This is a genomic window from Candidatus Nitrotoga sp. M5 (genome assembly GCF_927904885.1).
In the GTDB taxonomy this organism is placed as follows: Bacteria; Pseudomonadota; Gammaproteobacteria; order Burkholderiales; family Gallionellaceae; genus Nitrotoga.
Genome location: NZ_CAKMNW010000007.1, coordinates 34,452 through 50,816 on the forward strand (window position 1 = coordinate 34,452; position 16,365 = coordinate 50,816).

At 45.4% G+C, this 16,365-nt stretch carries 15 protein-coding genes and 1 pseudogene; 5 read left to right on the top strand and 11 right to left on the bottom strand.

The window, feature by feature from the left end; genetic code table 11:
* Positions 1-161: 161 nt before the first annotated feature.
* Together MJ770_RS02785 and mobB are read right to left on the bottom strand one after the other, a co-directional pair.
* The gene (locus tag MJ770_RS02785; RefSeq protein WP_239250085.1) at positions 162-485 is read right to left on the bottom strand and encodes a MoaD/ThiS family protein; all 324 of its coding nucleotides are present in this window, start codon (positions 483-485) and stop codon (positions 162-164) included.
* A complete protein-coding gene (gene mobB, locus MJ770_RS02790; RefSeq protein ID WP_239250086.1) occupies positions 475-990 on the bottom strand; it encodes a molybdopterin-guanine dinucleotide biosynthesis protein B in 516 nt (171 codons plus the stop codon). Before mobB ends, MJ770_RS02785 begins: the two co-directional genes overlap by 11 nt.
* Positions 991-1,455: 465 nt before the next feature.
* On the opposite strand from mobB, the gene nth reads away from it, so the two are divergent.
* The 5 genes from nth to MJ770_RS02815 all read left to right on the top strand — a co-directional run bounded on the left by nth (position 1,456) and on the right by MJ770_RS02815 (position 5,626).
* Positions 1,456-2,088, top strand: a complete 633-nt coding sequence (gene nth / locus MJ770_RS02795; protein WP_239250087.1) for an endonuclease III — start codon at positions 1,456-1,458, stop codon at positions 2,086-2,088.
* A complete protein-coding gene (locus MJ770_RS02800; protein WP_239250088.1) occupies positions 2,088-2,510 on the top strand; it encodes a DUF1841 family protein in 423 nt (140 codons plus the stop codon). The genes nth and MJ770_RS02800 overlap by 1 nt, the downstream gene beginning before the upstream one ends.
* Positions 2,510-3,046: a cob(I)yrinic acid a,c-diamide adenosyltransferase gene (locus MJ770_RS02805; protein ID WP_239250089.1), complete on the top strand. Its 537-nt coding sequence runs from the start codon at positions 2,510-2,512 to the stop codon at positions 3,044-3,046. The genes MJ770_RS02800 and MJ770_RS02805 overlap by 1 nt, the downstream gene beginning before the upstream one ends.
* A 644-nt stretch (positions 3,047-3,690) precedes the next feature.
* On the top strand, positions 3,691-4,611 hold the full coding sequence (locus MJ770_RS02810) for a NosD domain-containing protein (RefSeq protein ID WP_239250090.1): 921 nt from the start codon (positions 3,691-3,693) through the stop codon (positions 4,609-4,611).
* Between the two features lie 73 nt (positions 4,612-4,684).
* Positions 4,685-5,626: a right-handed parallel beta-helix repeat-containing protein gene (locus tag MJ770_RS02815; protein ID WP_239250091.1), complete on the top strand. Its 942-nt coding sequence runs from the start codon at positions 4,685-4,687 to the stop codon at positions 5,624-5,626.
* Between the two features lie 589 nt (positions 5,627-6,215).
* Here the strand turns inward: MJ770_RS02815 and MJ770_RS02820 are convergent.
* The 9 genes and pseudogenes from MJ770_RS02820 to MJ770_RS02860 all read right to left on the bottom strand — a co-directional run bounded on the left by MJ770_RS02820 (position 6,216) and on the right by MJ770_RS02860 (position 15,858).
* Positions 6,216-7,577, bottom strand: a complete 1,362-nt coding sequence (locus MJ770_RS02820; RefSeq protein ID WP_239250092.1) for a glycosyltransferase family 4 protein — start codon at positions 7,575-7,577, stop codon at positions 6,216-6,218.
* A gap of 154 nt (positions 7,578-7,731) precedes the next feature.
* Positions 7,732-8,673 (bottom strand): NAD-dependent epimerase/dehydratase family protein, encoded by a 942-nt coding sequence (locus MJ770_RS02825; RefSeq protein WP_239250093.1) that lies wholly within the window; start codon positions 8,671-8,673, stop codon positions 7,732-7,734.
* Between the two features lie 41 nt (positions 8,674-8,714).
* Positions 8,715-9,725, bottom strand: a complete 1,011-nt coding sequence (locus MJ770_RS02830) for a GDP-L-fucose synthase family protein (protein ID WP_239250094.1) — start codon at positions 9,723-9,725, stop codon at positions 8,715-8,717.
* Positions 9,726-9,759: 34 nt separating this feature from the next.
* Positions 9,760-10,115, bottom strand: a pseudogene (locus tag MJ770_RS02835) (GDP-mannose 4,6-dehydratase); the annotation flags it as partial.
* A 27-nt stretch (positions 10,116-10,142) separates the two neighbouring features.
* The gene (locus MJ770_RS02840; RefSeq protein WP_239250095.1) at positions 10,143-10,355 is read right to left on the bottom strand and encodes an FAD/NAD(P)-binding protein; all 213 of its coding nucleotides are present in this window, start codon (positions 10,353-10,355) and stop codon (positions 10,143-10,145) included.
* 96 nt (positions 10,356-10,451) lie between these two features.
* Entirely contained in the window at positions 10,452-11,807 is a 1,356-nt protein-coding gene (locus MJ770_RS02845) for a glycosyltransferase family 4 protein (protein WP_239250096.1), read from the bottom strand.
* Between the two features lie 234 nt (positions 11,808-12,041).
* A complete protein-coding gene (locus MJ770_RS02850) occupies positions 12,042-12,254 on the bottom strand; it encodes a hypothetical protein (RefSeq protein WP_239250097.1) in 213 nt (70 codons plus the stop codon).
* A 123-nt stretch (positions 12,255-12,377) separates the two neighbouring features.
* Positions 12,378-15,050: a glycosyltransferase gene (locus MJ770_RS02855; RefSeq protein WP_239250098.1), complete on the bottom strand. Its 2,673-nt coding sequence runs from the start codon at positions 15,048-15,050 to the stop codon at positions 12,378-12,380.
* Positions 15,043-15,858, bottom strand: a complete 816-nt coding sequence (locus tag MJ770_RS02860) for a sulfotransferase (protein ID WP_239250099.1) — start codon at positions 15,856-15,858, stop codon at positions 15,043-15,045. The genes MJ770_RS02855 and MJ770_RS02860 overlap by 8 nt, the downstream gene beginning before the upstream one ends.
* Positions 15,859-16,365 lie beyond the last annotated feature (507 nt).

Sequence of the window (16,365 nt, forward strand, 5' to 3'; positions counted from 1 at the left end):
ATAGAATAGAGTGGTCAATCAACCTGCAACCGCCCGCAAAATAATTAAATCCGATCATCCTTAGAACGACTCAAAGGATGAGCGGATTCACTGTTCACCAAGCGAAAAACCGCCATACGGCGCGCGAGAGTTTTTGCGATATAGAATATATTACGCGTAAATCAAGACCATTCACTCGGTTTCATGCGTGCATGATTTGGCCTTAAGCGTGGATCATCGACCCAAAATTCTGCACAACCATGGTAATGGGCGGTGATGGCAATTTCATCATTATCGTTCAATGGTTTTGCCAGCCCGGCAAACTCCTGATTAACCGCACAGCGCACACGATCTTCGTTCATTTCTTGTGCCCATACATCTCCACGCAAACATAACCATGCAAGCAGACCGGAAAGCGTCAATGACTCTTCCGGAACATCTACAGTTTCCTGCGATATGTTTAAATTTTCTTTCGGTTTACCAAAATACACTATCTCAAATTTCATGACTTTCCCTTGAACAATAATTCAAAATAAACGTGGCCACATCCTTTGGCGCGTTAATATCAAGCACAGGTAGCGGAAATTTGTCTTCGCTGTTTGTCACAACTGCAATAATACCCGGTTCGGATGGATATAGACTTTCAGCCCCAGTCTCTTTGCGATGCACTTCCAGTTTTGGTATGGCTGCATGTTTGTAACCCTCTGCCAATATAAGGTCATAAGCTGTGAACCGTGAACAAAGATATTCCAAGGTAGGCTCCGTTTCATCGCTCAGCTCATGCATTAACGCCCATCTTTGCGAAGAAACAATCAACACTTCGCTTGCACCTGCCTTGCGATGACGGTAGGTATCTTTACCTGGTTTGTCGATATCAAAATCATGATGGGCATGCTTGATAACGGCAATACGCAAGCCTTGTGCAGTCAAAAAAGGAATAACTTTTTCCAGTAATGTCGTTTTACCACTACCGGAATAACCCGCGAAGCCAATAATTTTCTTATCAAACATAAAGTTTATTTAAACGCACGTGACTAAATTGTGGCGTGAGCGTAGCGTACAGTCAACCCATCCGTCAAGACTGAAGTCAATCTAACTTAAGCGCAATAATATATCCCTATCACAACAACACTACGTCACTTCATTTTCGCCAGCACGCGAGCCTATGCACTCTTCGACCCCATATTAAAATGCTATTTTCACATCTCGATATTTCATCTCAAAACTTGATGCTCCTCTGCTATCCCGGCAAACCTTAAGCACCAATAAAAGATTTATTACTTCAGTCTCTAATGACCCACAAGTTGTCATGTAAAATATTAACCAGACTACGAAAAATGAGACATGCATCATCCGAACGAAATAATCTTCCGTTTTTCGGATGCTGCATTCAGAAGAAACAGCATCCCTTATGCAAATTTATCCATATATGAGCAACGACCCTGCAGCCCAATTTTGCTTGTGTGAGACTACATCGTGAACCCAGCAAAACGGCAGGAAATTTTTCTACGCCTGCAAGCAGCCAATCCGCACCCTACCACTGAGCTGGAATACCACTCAGCGTTTGAACTCTTGGTGGCGGTAACCCTCTCGGCACAAGCTACTGATGTCAGCGTAAATTCCGCCACACGGCAATTATTTCCAGTGGCAAACACCCCACAGGGCATTCTCGACTTGGGCGAAGAAAAATTGCGTGATTATGTGCAGCGCATCGGACTTTACAAAACCAAGGCCAAGCACATTATTCATACCTGCCGACTATTATTGGAACATCATGGTGGCACAGTACCGCAGACGCGTGAGGCGTTGGAAGCACTGCCAGGCGTAGGACGCAAAACCGCAAACGTAATACTCAACACTGCCTTTGGCCACCCCACCATCGCTGTGGATACACACATCTTTCGCGTATCCAACCGCACCGGCCTTGCCCCCGGCAAGACCGTGCTAGAAGTAGAACTAAAATTACTCAAGTTCGTGCCGGACAAATTCAAACATAATGCACACCATTGGCTGATCCTGCATGGTCGCTATGTATGCCAAGCGCGCAAACCAAAATGTGGTATTTGTAGCATCGTTGATCTGTGCGAATACCCTCACAAGGAAATATAATGTTCAATCCCAGCAGAGATGAAGCACGAATGTTTCTGATCGATACCTGGCGCAAGCGTCGCGCAGGTACATTACTCACGCCACTGGAAGACCTCGCTGCGCAACTTATCGAAAAACATCCTGAGTATTACGCAATACTGGAAAACCCAGAACGCTACAAGGATAAAGATTACACACCAGAACAAGGCACGACTAACCCATTTCTGCACCTGATGATGCACCTCACCATCGAGGAACAGATTTCCATCGACCAGCCGCATGGCATTCGCGAACGCTTTCAGCGTCTTGTCACACAACATCAATCAGAACACAACGCCCAACATCGCATGATGGAATGTCTGGGTGAAATGATCTGGCAGGCACAACGAAACGGCACAGCACCCGATGCAAATGTATATTTGAATTGTCTGGAGGAGAAATAGTGGCTAATCGTTTAAGCAAAATTGTCACCCGCACGGGAGATAAGGGAACCACCGGGCTAGCCGATGGCACCCGCGTGGAAAAGCATTGCGCACGCATTCATGCTATCGGCAGCATAGATGAACTCAACAGCCATCTCGGCGTACTGCTCGCTGAAACTTTATTGGATGACGTGCGTGACTTGATGCTGCATATTCAGCATGACTTGTTCGACCTCGGTGGCGCACTGGCATATCCTGCTGCCCAATTTACCGAAGACAAGCTTCTGTATATGGATACTGCCATTGCTCACTATAACGCCGACCTGCCACCACTTAAAGAATTCATACTGCCAGGTGGAACCCGTGCCGCGGCACAATGCCATGTGGCGCGTACCGTGGCACGCCGCGCTGAAAGAGACTTCAACGCGCTCGCTCAGCTCGAAACCGTGCCGCAATATGGCCTGCCCTACCTGAACCGTCTTTCTGATTTATTGTTCATACTCTGCCGTGAAATCAATCGCACAATGGGACAAAAAGAAACGTTATGGCAAAGGTAATTTGTGAAGCGGCAAGAGACATAACCGTCAATCGCATACTCCCGCATTTTGTCAAAGATTGCCGTCGATAGATCAAACAAACAACATTAAGCTGAAACTCTCAGAGTGTCCGTAGTTTGTCCGTATACAAGACAGAGCCATTACAGCAAATCAATAGAAGAACAAATTACATTAGACGCCAAGGAAAGCGCGACTCCATTTGTTAGCGTGTCCCGTCTCAACGTAGCGACAAAATGCAAAGCAATTGACGAATATTCTTACACTTTTCATTAGAAACATATTATTTGATTTATTACACTCATCTTTAAATAAATTAAGATATTGTAAATAAAACATATTCAATTATTCGTTATTGCCTGGCATGGTTCATGCTTGCAAACAAGGTAGCATCATTACTCTCATTTTCTGTATCTTAAAGGCCCTTATGAAATTTAATTTTTTGATCATTGCTTCTACTCGATAGTTGTGTTAATACATAAATCAACTATGTTAATGTGGCAGAAAAAAAATGTCTCTGGCAATAAATTGTGTCTGCAACATCACACGGCATAATTACCAGCGTAACGTCCGTCTGAATTTACAAAGCCTAGTCACATTGAATCATCGAATATCCTCGATTTAACCAACAATTTCAGGAGATCAATATGTTTAATAAATCCCCACTTGTATATATATTTACTCTTGTATGTGCCGTGACAATCACCCCTGCACATGCCATCCAACGGGCTTCTGTCGCATCTTACGGGAATGATGCCAACATCTGCAGCTCCTCCTTCCCATGCCGCACATTTGGCAAGGCGGTAACTGTAGTCGATCCCAACGGGGAGGTCGTGGCACTCGATTCCGCCGGCTTTGGTTCTGTCACGCTTACCCAGTCCATCTCACTGACGGCTGCCCCAGGTGTCGTTGCCGGCGTTACCGTCTTTTCAGGTGCCGGAATTACAATCGCCACTCCCGGCGTAAATGTGGTATTGCGCGGCCTGACTATCAATAGCCAAGGCGGTGCTACCGGAGTTTCAATGACCGCTGGCGCCAAGCTTTCAATCGAAAACTGTGTCATATCTAACTTTAGTAGCGTCACCCAACGTGGTATTTTTGTAAACACCCCAGCTACGGTGCGAATAGTTAATACCCTTGTTCGCGACAGCGACATTGGCGTTGAATTTCAAGGGGGAGCTACGGCCGATATCTCTGGTTCTCAGTTTCTCGGAAATGGCAATGGCATCCTTGCTACAAGCACAGCGGGCACAACTACGGCTGTTACCATCAGTGATACTACCGTGACAGGGGGAATCAACGGCATTGAGGCATTTTCAAGCACATCCGGAACGTCCCGGATAGATATGATGCGTGCGACAGTAACGGATAATGCCGAAGGTGTAAAAACGTCTGCCTCGTCCGGCATTGCCAAGATCACCCTCAGCGACAGCATGGTGACAGGAAATGGAATTGGAATTTCTTGGCCCAGTGGAACGCTAAACACACTTGTCAATAATACCGTGACCGATAACATAACGAACGCTTCCCCGGCACTTGGCGGCCCCAATCAAATTCCACTTATGTAAAACCAGCGGAACCCGGGCGTATCCGAGGCAGCCAGGAAGACTCAAGCCGTAAAATAAAGCAAAGGAGTTCATAATGTTAAGAAATTTCACAGCTGCATATTTGTTTGCTATTTTGTATGCCTTCATGGCGACCCCTGCACAGGCCATCCAACGAGCTTCTGTCGCTTCTTATGGGAATGATGCCAACATCTGCAGCTCCTCATCCCCATGCCGCACATTTGCCAAGGCGGTGACTGTGGTCGATCCCAACGGTGAGGTCGTGGCACTCGATTCCGCCGGTTATGGTACTGTCACGCTCACCCAGTCAATCTCGCTGACGGCCGCCCCAGGGGCCGTTGCCGGCATTACCGTCTTTCCGGGTACAAACGGTGTGACGATCGCCACTCCTGGGGTGAATGTAGTACTGCGTGGCCTGACTATCAATAGCCAAGGCGGTGATACTGGGATTTTAATGACCGCTGGCGACAAGCTTTCGATCGAAAACTGTGTCATTTCTAATTTTTCGATCAGTGGCAGTGCCTTTAACCAGATCGCTATTTTCGTTGAAGCAGCTGCAACGGTGCGAGTGGTTAAAACCCTTATTCGAGATAATGACATAGGGGCTCAATTTCTAAAGGGCGCTACAGCTGACATTTCTGGATCGACGTTTTTTGGTAATACAAGTGCCGGCATCATTGCACAAAATTCCACAGCTGGCTCGACCACTACTGTTGCTATAAACAAAACTGTCGTGGCAGGAAGTAGCATCGGCATATACTCACTAGCGGACACCAATACTGCCTCAGCAAAAGTAGATATAACCCATTCGATAGTTTCAAATTCTGGCATAGGCGTTGCTTCCGAAAGCGCAGCTGGTGCCGCCTCGGTTAGTATGCGCAAGAACATGGTGACAGGAAGCAGTACACACGGGTTATCACAATTATTCAGTGGAACGCTGACATCTTACGGCAAAAATGCCCTGTCGAATAACGCCATAAACGTAGCTGGCACACTAACCACAGCAGCCCCCCTTTAATCCGCTGACTTAAGCACATTTAAGGCATCTGGAACGGTAAATTTTCAGACTGTTATGTGATACCAAGTTAAACTGCCTCCGCAATTGAAAGTGGCTTATTGGGGTAGGCCCCTACAATGGTGGTGTAAACCAAACCCTGAGCCGCCCAAAACGGTTATAACCTTGTCTCATCCAGTCATCATGCCAATCATTACTCGGATCCACGTACTATTCGGTTATGGTACTTTTCGAAGGCACCTCTAATACACACTTCAATCTTGCATGGTTGATTGAAAAATGAAATAACACTTTGAAGCCTGATGGAGCGTAACTTAAGCTGTTGAATATAAATTCAATACGAACAACTAATATTCAAAAATAGGCTGAATTAAGCACAGGAATTGAAAAGACATATTAAAGACTTTTTAACTCACGTTAGCAATAACATATGCCTGAAATTTTGTTGAATAAGATTGGAGCCAAGTGACCCGCATGGGTGAAGCTTTTCAATGAGGACATCACTCGGTTTTGACCCTGCATTACTACGTAACCAGCCGCGTTATTGCAGCGGCAAAATGTAAAGATGTTTCGATAATTCAAATGCGCACCGTTAGATCCTACTCTCCAATACTTTTTGGTATTCCCGCTCAAGCTCATCAACATACTGATCAATATCTATTGGCCGGACAGCAGCTCCTGATAGCTTTTCCAATAGATTGTGGTCGTCTATTAAACGCATGACCATTTGAGCCAATCCAGATGCTGAACCTGGGCTAAACAAAAGTCCGTTTTTGCCAGGGTCAATGACGTCTGACAATCCTCCAATGTCTGATGCGATAAGAGGACAACCCGCTGCCTGAGCAGATAACGAAACCAACGGCATATTCTCATGCCACAAAGAAGGGATAACCAAGGCATCGATTCCATCCAGTATGACGGGCATTCTCTCGTTCTCGAAGGTACCAAGAAATTTTATTCTTTTATCACCCATTGCAAGCATACGCAGGCCATCTGCATAGGCGGAATCTCCAGCTGGTGATTTTCCATAGATCTTGATTGTGACAACAGCATCCGCAGGTAAAAGCCTGCTCGCTTCAACTAATACATGGAGTCCCTTGTGAGGCAACATCGAGCCGATAAAGCCTAGCACCAAAGGCTTATCTGTTCTCTGCCGTATACGTTTTATATATCCATGACTTTTGATTCCGAATGGCAGAACTCGAAATTTCTCACCCCTTATTCCAGCAGTTTCAAACATTCTTTTAGCATGACTGGAAGCGACAAAAATTCTTTCCAAGAGGAGGAGTCTGGCGCTAATTATTTCACTTCTTCTTGCCAGAGCCTGAACATCGCCGACATTGCCTGAAGGCCTTATGTTTGATCTTTTGAGATAACCCAAAATGCGCTCCACGACACAAGTAGGAATGGAACTTACCATTCCAGCCACCCATTTTGGCTGAGATATAGCAGTCACATGTTTTAGGCAGTTTGCGCCACCGTTAGCAGGCCCATCGCACATTTTTTCATTTGGCAACAGTAGCGTATGCGCTGGGCAGACATACCAAAAGTCTGTTGCAGTCAGAAACGCAGGTATCTTTCTTTCTTTGCATGCGTCAATTGCTTTAATTGATAACCGCTCCAAGTGATGAAAATGCACTACATCCGGTTCGATCTCTACAAGCAGTTGACGAAACCGGGCTTCAAAAACAGGGTTGTCATAGTCATTTTGCATGACACTGCTTTGCTCTCCCAATGCAGTACGTCCATGCCTGAATCGAATAACGCGGATGGAATCGACCTCATACTCATCAAACCGATTAATGTAGTCTGGCTCATCCTTTTCAGGATAGCCTGTCACGACCGTAACGGTATGCCCCCTTTGTTTCAAGGCAAGTGCAACACCAAGAACGAGTGTTTCCGTCCCACCAAAATGTTCTGGCAAAAACACGTGCGTCGTTAAAAGAATTTTCATTGCATAAATTTCTGGCCCCGGTAACTACCATATGACAGTGTCTCGTCAATTCGCAGCAACCGAGAAATCAACACTTTTAGACCAGTAGCATACCGAGGAAAAAAATAATGAACCGTAAGAAGAATCTTTATATAATCGAAATCCTGAGGTCGGATCAAGTATCTAACTTTTTCAATTCACGCTTCATCCACAAGGCTGTGCGAACAACGCCATCTCTTAATGGCACCTCGGGCACCCACCCCAACTCATGCATGGCGAGAGAATTGCTGAGTATACTCACCGGAACGTCAAAAGAGCGTCCCGGCAGATAGCGACGCTCGATGGAGGTATCTAACACATCCTCTAACAGCTCAATAAGTGCATTCAAACTGGTACCAGCACCCGAGCTTATATTGAAAACGCTACTCGACCCAGAATAGCTCACAGCTTTCGCAAAGGCATCGGCAACATTACTGATGTAGAGATAATCCCTAGCCACGCTGCCGTCACCCCAAATATCAACAGGCAACCCATGGAGGGCGCGATGCATAAAAACACCGACTACGCCTTGAGCTGTCTCAACTCGCTGCCGTTCTCCAAAAGGATTGGCAACCCGCAGGATAATTGCCTTGATTCCATACAACCGCTCATACATAAGCAGATATTTTTCAATGGCAAGTTTTGTAATGCCATAAGAAACCTGCGGCTCAGTTGGGTGATGTTCATCTATAGGCAAATATGTTGGTGGTCCATATACCGTGCCGCCAGACGAAATAAAAATAATCTTCGGCACTTTGCGTGCCACCATGGCGTTGAGCATCTGCAACGTTGCCACAAGGTTACTTTGAACATCATAGATCGGATCATCATTCGAATTTTTAGGGAGCGTGGTAGATACCAGATGGAAAATAATATCAGTGCCGTCTATCGCATCCTCCACATCATGAGTGCTGAGCATATCGCCCACCATCCACTCTACCTTTTCGTGTGCTTCAAACTTGCGATATGGCTCAACGCGAGGACGCTCGAAAATCCGGAGCGAATGTCCATCTCGCAACAAACGCTCGACGATAGCCGAGCCTATAAAGCCCCCACCGCCAAAAACAACGCATTTCATAAATATCCTGTCAGACTAAAGCGAGTTTTAAATCTACCTCATTAATAGGGCAGCGCTCCACCAACAGCGCATTGATCAATTCTAACATCACGCCTCAGAAAGTCTGAGTAAGCCAAGCGAAGCCCCTCATAGAATGAGGTACTGGCTTGCCAACCCAACTCCAGATTACGCGAACTATCCAATAGTTTCCTAGGGGTACCACCCGGCTTGCTTGGGTCGTAAATTATTTCGCCTTCGTAACCCACCGCTTGTTTGACTAGTTCTGCCAGCTCTTTGATCGTAATGTCTTTACCAACGCCAATGTTAATTACCGGCGATAGCCCATAATTACGATTTGCCGCAAGCAATGGTAGGAATTTATCATCAGTTAAGTTCATGAGGTGAACACAGGCATCGGCCATATCGTCACTGTAAAGAAACTCCCTTCTAGGAGTCCCTGTACCCCAGACGGTGACATTAGGCGCACGGCTATTTTTTGCCTCATGAAATTTGCGGATAAGCGCAGGTAGCACATGAGAGTTGTTGAGCTCATAGTTGTCACCAGGGCCATAAAGGTTGGTTGGCATTACAGCCAGATACTGAGTGCCATATTGCCTCTTGTAGCTCCAGCACATCTCGATTCCGGCGATTTTGGCCAAGGCGTAGGGGCGGTTTGTTGATTCCAGCGGGCCGGTAAGGAGGTGCTCCTTCTTCATTGGCTGGGGGCAATCGCGCGGGTAGATGCAGCTCGAGCCAAGAAACAATAAGCGCTTGACCTGGTTTTTGTATGCGGCGTGAATAATGTTGGTCTGAATAGCCAGGTTCTGATAGATAAAATCGGTCGGATAGTTATTGTTAGCAAGAATGCCGCCCACCTTGGCAGCAGCCAGAAATACATACTCGGGTTTTTCTTGCTCGAAGAAATCTTCCGTCTCTGCCTGGTTGATAAGGTTGAGTTCGGCATGGGTTCGGGTAAGCAGGTTTAAATAACCCCCTGCCTCCAATCGGCGAATAAGGGCCGAACCAACTAAACCTAGGTGACCCGCGATGAAAATTTTATCTTGCAGATTCATAAATACAACCCTATTCGTGACAATTCAGGACCGACTAGCCATGTTTCTTGACCAGTTCATCTCGCTCGGCGGCCTTCAGATCTTCGCACACCATTTCAGCCACTAATTCATCGAATGTAACTTTGGGTGACCAACCAAGCTTTACCTTGGCCTTGGTGGCGTCCCCAAGCAAGGTTTCAACTTCAGTATGGCGGAAGTAGCGCGGATCGACAGAGACGATACATTTGCCGGAGTGATCATATCCTTTTTCATCCACCCCCACACCATCCCAGCGAATCTGCATACCCAGTTCTTTAGCGGCGGCATTCACGAAATCGCGCACACTGTATTGCTTGCCGGTAGCAATACGAAACCTTCTGGCTCGTCCTGTTGCAGCATAAGCCACTGCATATTGGACTCTAGTGGATAATCGATCTCCTACTCACGAAGACGAATTTTGGAGATGTAATCAAAACTGTTCCATTCTTCCCTAGGCATAAACCTGAAGAAAAAATTCAGGACTTCGGTCTTGCGAACGTCCAAGAAATGACCTCCGCCAATATCAAGTGGAGAGCCATCCACCTGCTCCAAACGGCAATGACCACCAACCGTAGATTCATTCTCAAGCAATACTACCTTATCCTGCGGCACCCCCTATCAATTAGGGAGTATGCCGGAGCTAGCCCGCTCGGGCCTCCCCCGAGAATCAGGTATTTCACTTTTTTCATTACATGCCTTTCAATTTTTCTATCCTGTGCCACTTAAGATATGCTGCTCGTAAATTGCCAAAGTTTCTTCTGCCATTATATTTGTAGTTCTCTCATATTCTGTTTTAGTTGCTAGAGAATAGAGATTCTCAGGATTATTGACTAACTTACTGAGACATTGCTCAAGGTGATCAACATTTCCCCTCTCGAAGGCGTATCCGTTGCGGCCTGATTCAAGAAACTCCGTCATACCAGCAACATCCGATACCAAAACAGGTGTATGAGTGGCGAGAGCATTCAGCAAAACTAAGGGGCTATTCTCATACCAGCGAGATGGAATGACGAGGAGATCCATGTCACGTAGAACATCGGCCATGGCGTCTTTAGGAAAAGTACCCATGAAATGAATATCGTGCCCTGTCGCTAGCGACTTCAGACTACTCATAAAGCTTGGGTCTTGATCAGATGGCCCATAAATACGAAGTTCCGCATCATTACGAGGTAGGCGTTTGAATGCTTTGATAAGCAGATCGGTGCCTTTGTGGGGAGCAATCTGGCCGATGTAGCCAATTACTGGTTTGTGCCCTTCGCTTCTCGTGGGTTTCGGACTGCGATCAATATCAACCCCAAACCAGATGTCATGCATCGGCACGCTGATTCTATTGTTTTGGTATGCATTTTTCAGAAATCGTGTTGGTGCAACAGCCCCCTTGTAACTTCCATTGTATAGCCCTACGAGCGTATCCGGCCGCTGCAAGATGTCTTCAACAAGTCCGTCAATTGGGCCACCTTTCAATGTCGGCAGCCGCTTGGCCAAGTTGACTCCCGTAGCAATTAACTGCGCAGAAAAAGACGTAGTTGCCCATCTCATCCATGAATTTGCATGCGCACTACGCGATGCCTCCTTTAGATGGCAAGCCAAGCAGTTGGTACGCGATGGTGATGGCCCCTTGCAAAGCTCGCCATCAGCGGCCTCAAGTTTATTGTTAAGACAGAAGCCAAAAAAATCGGTGAATGTGGCATAAGTGGGAATTCCAAGTTGCTTTGTTACCTCCAACAAAGCGGCAGTATGGTTAATGAGATGTGTAACATGAACAAGATCAGGTTGCAGATCACGTAGCACTTTTTCCAGCACTCCCCTCATCTCGGGCTGGTAATAGGTTTCTTTGACGCGAGAATGTGGCAGCTGGTTTTTGTCGATGCAGACAACAGAGATACCCTGATACGTGTATTGCGTCACCAAGTCTACAGCTTGCGGCTCACCCTGAAAAATTGCTGAAACGACAGTTACATTATGCCCGCTAGCCTTATAGTGTCGAGCCAAATCTAAAGTATAGGTTTCTGTACCATAGAAATGGTCAGGGAAAAAGCAATGGACAAAAAATACAATCTTCATTATGGAGTATTCTCATTAACATTTATTGATAGACGTGCTGCGGGGTTGCAATAACAACTTGCAGGGCGGCTATCCTTGCCTATCAGAATCGAGCATAGGGTGGATATCCTTAGCTGAACCACTATCTCACCACCCTTTGGATAACAGCGGGTCGTAAGCTCGTCACAGCTCCTCCATTATTGTATAAAAGCTGACTTATTGACTGTCAAGATCGAGTTTGGCTGCTGGATTTCCTCAGTCTGGACATACTGCAATTGAATTAACTTCCAGCTCAAATTGAGCGTGTAACAAGTAGGGATTCAAGTGGCTGAAAAAGCCGAAACGATCATCGCCGTCATCAAGATTAAATCGCTTTACTATATCCGGCCGATGCACATCTATGAGAATTGAGGATACCACTACGCCCGTCTGAGAAACCTCAACGACCTTAAATTGCAATTCTCCCAAAATAGCCAGCCTTGCAACGCAAAGAGTTCGTTAACTTTATCGTCTCTTATTCGCTGATCATCAGAATATCGGTTACTGAAACACCTCTAGTAAACAGTTTTGCAATGCTTTCGACTTTATCCATCACACAGCCCGTATATATGTTTTTGGAGCGTGCTCAGCCATCATCTCCTGGTAAATAGCGCTGTATGCCTTGATCATAGCTTGCACTGAAAAATAGTCTTGGGCACGACATCGTTGAAGTTCGCCGATCTTTTCGCGTTCTGCTGGTGATTCAAGCAATCGCACAATAATATCAGACAACATTTCAGGGTTCTCGGGTTCTGCCAAAAGTGCCTTATTGTCCACTATTTCACCGATAGCGCCGATATCGTAGCCCACTACCGGTATTCGCATATTCATCGCGAATGCGCTAACTTGGCCAAAACTTTCTTTCCAGACTGGAGCTACAAAAACTGACATTCGGCGATAGAAATCCGGTAACGCATCATAACTGACATATCCGGTAAATTCGAAATTGTCATTTAGCCCCGCCGTTGAAACCGCGCGACGGAAGTGCTCAAGCAGGCTACCCCCTCCCACGATCAATACACGTGTTTGAGGACGCTTTTGAACAGCCTTGATAAATGGCTCAATGGCACCCTCGTTGAGCTTATCGCGTTCCATACGATAGACCATCCCAATACAATTATCAGCCAGCATCTCACCTGATTTTCGGTCAAAGTGTGAGAAGTCCGATCCGGGGTATACCGTGATATGTGAGGGATGATTCTGACCAAACACATGTCGAACATAGTCGCTGACGTAGACATAACGCCGAACGGCATCAGACATATATGGTGTTACAGGTGTGTTGATATTCTCGACTATGGGAATGCCGAGATATTCTGCTGCAGAGATTGCCTTCTCGTACCATGGCTCATCGCAATCTCCCCAGTAATGAACGTGAAGTAGATCGGGTTTCAGTTGTGAAAAATGATCAATAAATGGTTGTGCATTTTCAGGGAAACGAAATTCCGTAATATCAACACCAATGTATGCTGGTGGTGTAGGAATGTAACTCGTTACTACACTTTGCTCATAATGAGCAGCAAGATATTCGATCAAGTCAACAACGAGACGCGTGGAACCGCCGGTCATAAAATTGGCAATAATATGCGCCACATGCGGGCGGTTAAGCACGGCAGGTGCCGGTTGCCGAACCAGATAGGCGGAGTTTTCATTGGATTTTGACAAAAACGCAGGCTGCGAGGCATTTAGCCGAGCTTTAATTCGTGACACCGTCGGCGAGAGTCTTGAGCGAATAAATGGAGGAATTGCCATCGCGCCAGCCAAGTACGCAACACGAGCAAATTTTCTGGCTCCCCATGGTTGATGGATTATTGCGTCCCGCAATCTAAACCATTTGGTTCGCCGAATTGACTGTAACTCAGCTTCTGCTCGTGAGAACTCCTCTTTGACATTGGCAAGCACTTCTTCCATATGCCTTAGCGAATTATTTAGCGTCTCAACTGACTGGTCTCGCTGGGATAACGATGATTTCAGCGAATTGATTCCCTCGGTATATTGAGCGACTTCATGCTGAGTATTTTTAAGTTCAGAAGAAAGTTGCCGAATTTCTTCCGCTCGAACCTCGATTGCACCATCCTTGGCTAGCACAACCGAATTTAATCGGTGGACTTTATCAGCCACAGCATGGCTAATACTAACGATCTGTTCATCACACTTGGCTACCATTTGAGCAAGGCTGGTGATCTGGCCGCCGCGCTCAGCCACAGCTTGGTTAAGGTTGGCGACTTGCCCTTCCAACTCAACAAATGAACGCAGCTCATAAACATCAAACTTATCGGTCAATTTGATGAAATCCACATATGAGAAAGAATAAATCTCTAATATTTTGTTCCTACGTGTTTCGTCATTGAACAAGTCGAACAGCAATTTCAAACCAAAATTCCATGCACTTTTTTGCTGACATTCATACAAGCAAGCCATTGCCAACAAAAATATATTGTCAGCGCCTTCAGTATTTCTTAAACATTGGGGACTGGGAAATATCGCAACCATATCTTCGATATTTGAAATCGAAAGATAGTTCTCTCGCAACACATTCCATTCGTTGCTCGCCCTGATGGCAACTTCTATTCTAGAGCCACTGGTATTTGACTTATCCGAAGGCAGCCTATGCTTTGTCAGATTCTCCTGAATAACGTGTATAGGATATTTAATTAAAACTCTACTCCACATTTCAGCATCACCCGTCTGCGCTAGGCCATATCGATATGTCCCCACATCTTGGTAGCATTGCTTTCTGATCAGAACGCTAGGGTGGTTTAGATGATTTTGTTCAAAAAAAAGCTGATTGAGCCACTGCCATTGAGTTTTATTTTCCTGTTTAAACCAATTGTTTTCCAACTTGGCGCCGTTCTCGTCGATTATTTGCGCCCATGTAAAAACAGCGCCAATTTCACTATGATTATCCAAGTAGGCAACTTGCTTTTCCAATTTATCGAGTTCCCATGCATCATCTGAATGATGAATGGCGATGTATTCACCGGTAGCCACCTCAGAGATGGCTTTGTTGATTCCATAGATTCCTCTCTTCGTCGCTTCATTTCGAAATGCTTTAATACGTGGATCTGAATAGCTATTGATGACTTCCCAAGAACCATCAGAGGAAGCATCGTCCCAAATAATCAGCTCGTAATCAGTAAAGGTCTGATTAAGGACGCTATCAATCGCTTCGCGAAGGTATAATTCATGATTGAACGATGTCAGAATGACAGAGATTTTAGACATGCTTGCCCCCCTGAAGAAAAATATCCAACGGGGTGTTTTTAAGTTCTAACATAATTTGTTTCACAATTTCATTGGGCAAGACATCTTGCCAACGATCATCACCCGCCTTGGAGCGAAAAACCGAATATGGATCGGAATCATGCCTCGATTTACTTTCGCTGAGGAAGTCTTCTACCTGGCCACAAACTTCTAACCCACTAAATTTAAACAATTTATTTGTTGTATCAAGCGGCATCCTATTCAACTCGTCATAGCAGACCAAGGAAAATTGCTGTGGAAATTGGATTTTAAAACGCAAAAACGCCTCAGCAGATTTCTTCCATTTGTCAAAACCATAAAACTCTTCTGGCCTATTCTGGTTTTTGCTTGGTGCCCATCGCCACTCACTGTAAATATCCCACCCTGGATTAAATTCCTTTGGTGCCAATACCCAGGAAGCAAGCACTGCCAGCGGATTCCTGATAATCCCTATTACTTTAACGTCACTACACTGAGCAAGCATGTTCTCAACGATGTGAAGATATCTCGTCTCTTTAAAAACAATATGAGTAGGCCGTGCGGTTTTTTGAAATGCTGGAAAGTTATTTTGTGTCTCAGATGTCATTGTTGCGAAAGCATCTTGGGTATGAAGAATTTCTTCAAAAAATGTTCGGATCTCTTCAGCAGAAGAGCGTGCAGTCAGGCTGCCTTTGTGACCGTATGAAAAAAGCGGCTGAAATCTTAACGCCACGTCAGGATGGCTGTTGTAAATATGCCCGAGCCACGATGTACCGGAGCGCGGCACACCAAAGATACCTATCTTCTTCATTGGCATTTTTTAAGGAGAATATCAGCTCGATTATATGCCTTATACAACGACATTGACCGAGGTGAAAATGTTGTCATAGATCTGCGTCCTGAAAAAATTCGCTCAATTTTCTCCATTATCTACCACCGACCCATATGTGGTTTACCCTCACGCTCACTCCGCAGGTAAAAAGCGAATGTCTTTTCAGAATAATAAGACGCGCTTAATTCTGCTTTATTTGGGATACATCCACATAAATCAAATGAGCCAACTTCCAAAGTTCTTAACATAATTGTTCTTCAAAAAAATGAAGCAGAGCTTTATACTTGACAATATTCTTTGATCCTGAAAAATATTTAGGATCAGGGCTTAATAAATCAGAATTAACATATTCAATGTTATGGAAACTGCTATATCGCTTCGCTGCATCTATTAGGTCAGATGTAAAATCCATATCAACAACATCCTTTACAAGCGGCTCCAACAGTCTAGTTCCGAGCCCGTTCCCACAACACCAATCGACAAGAT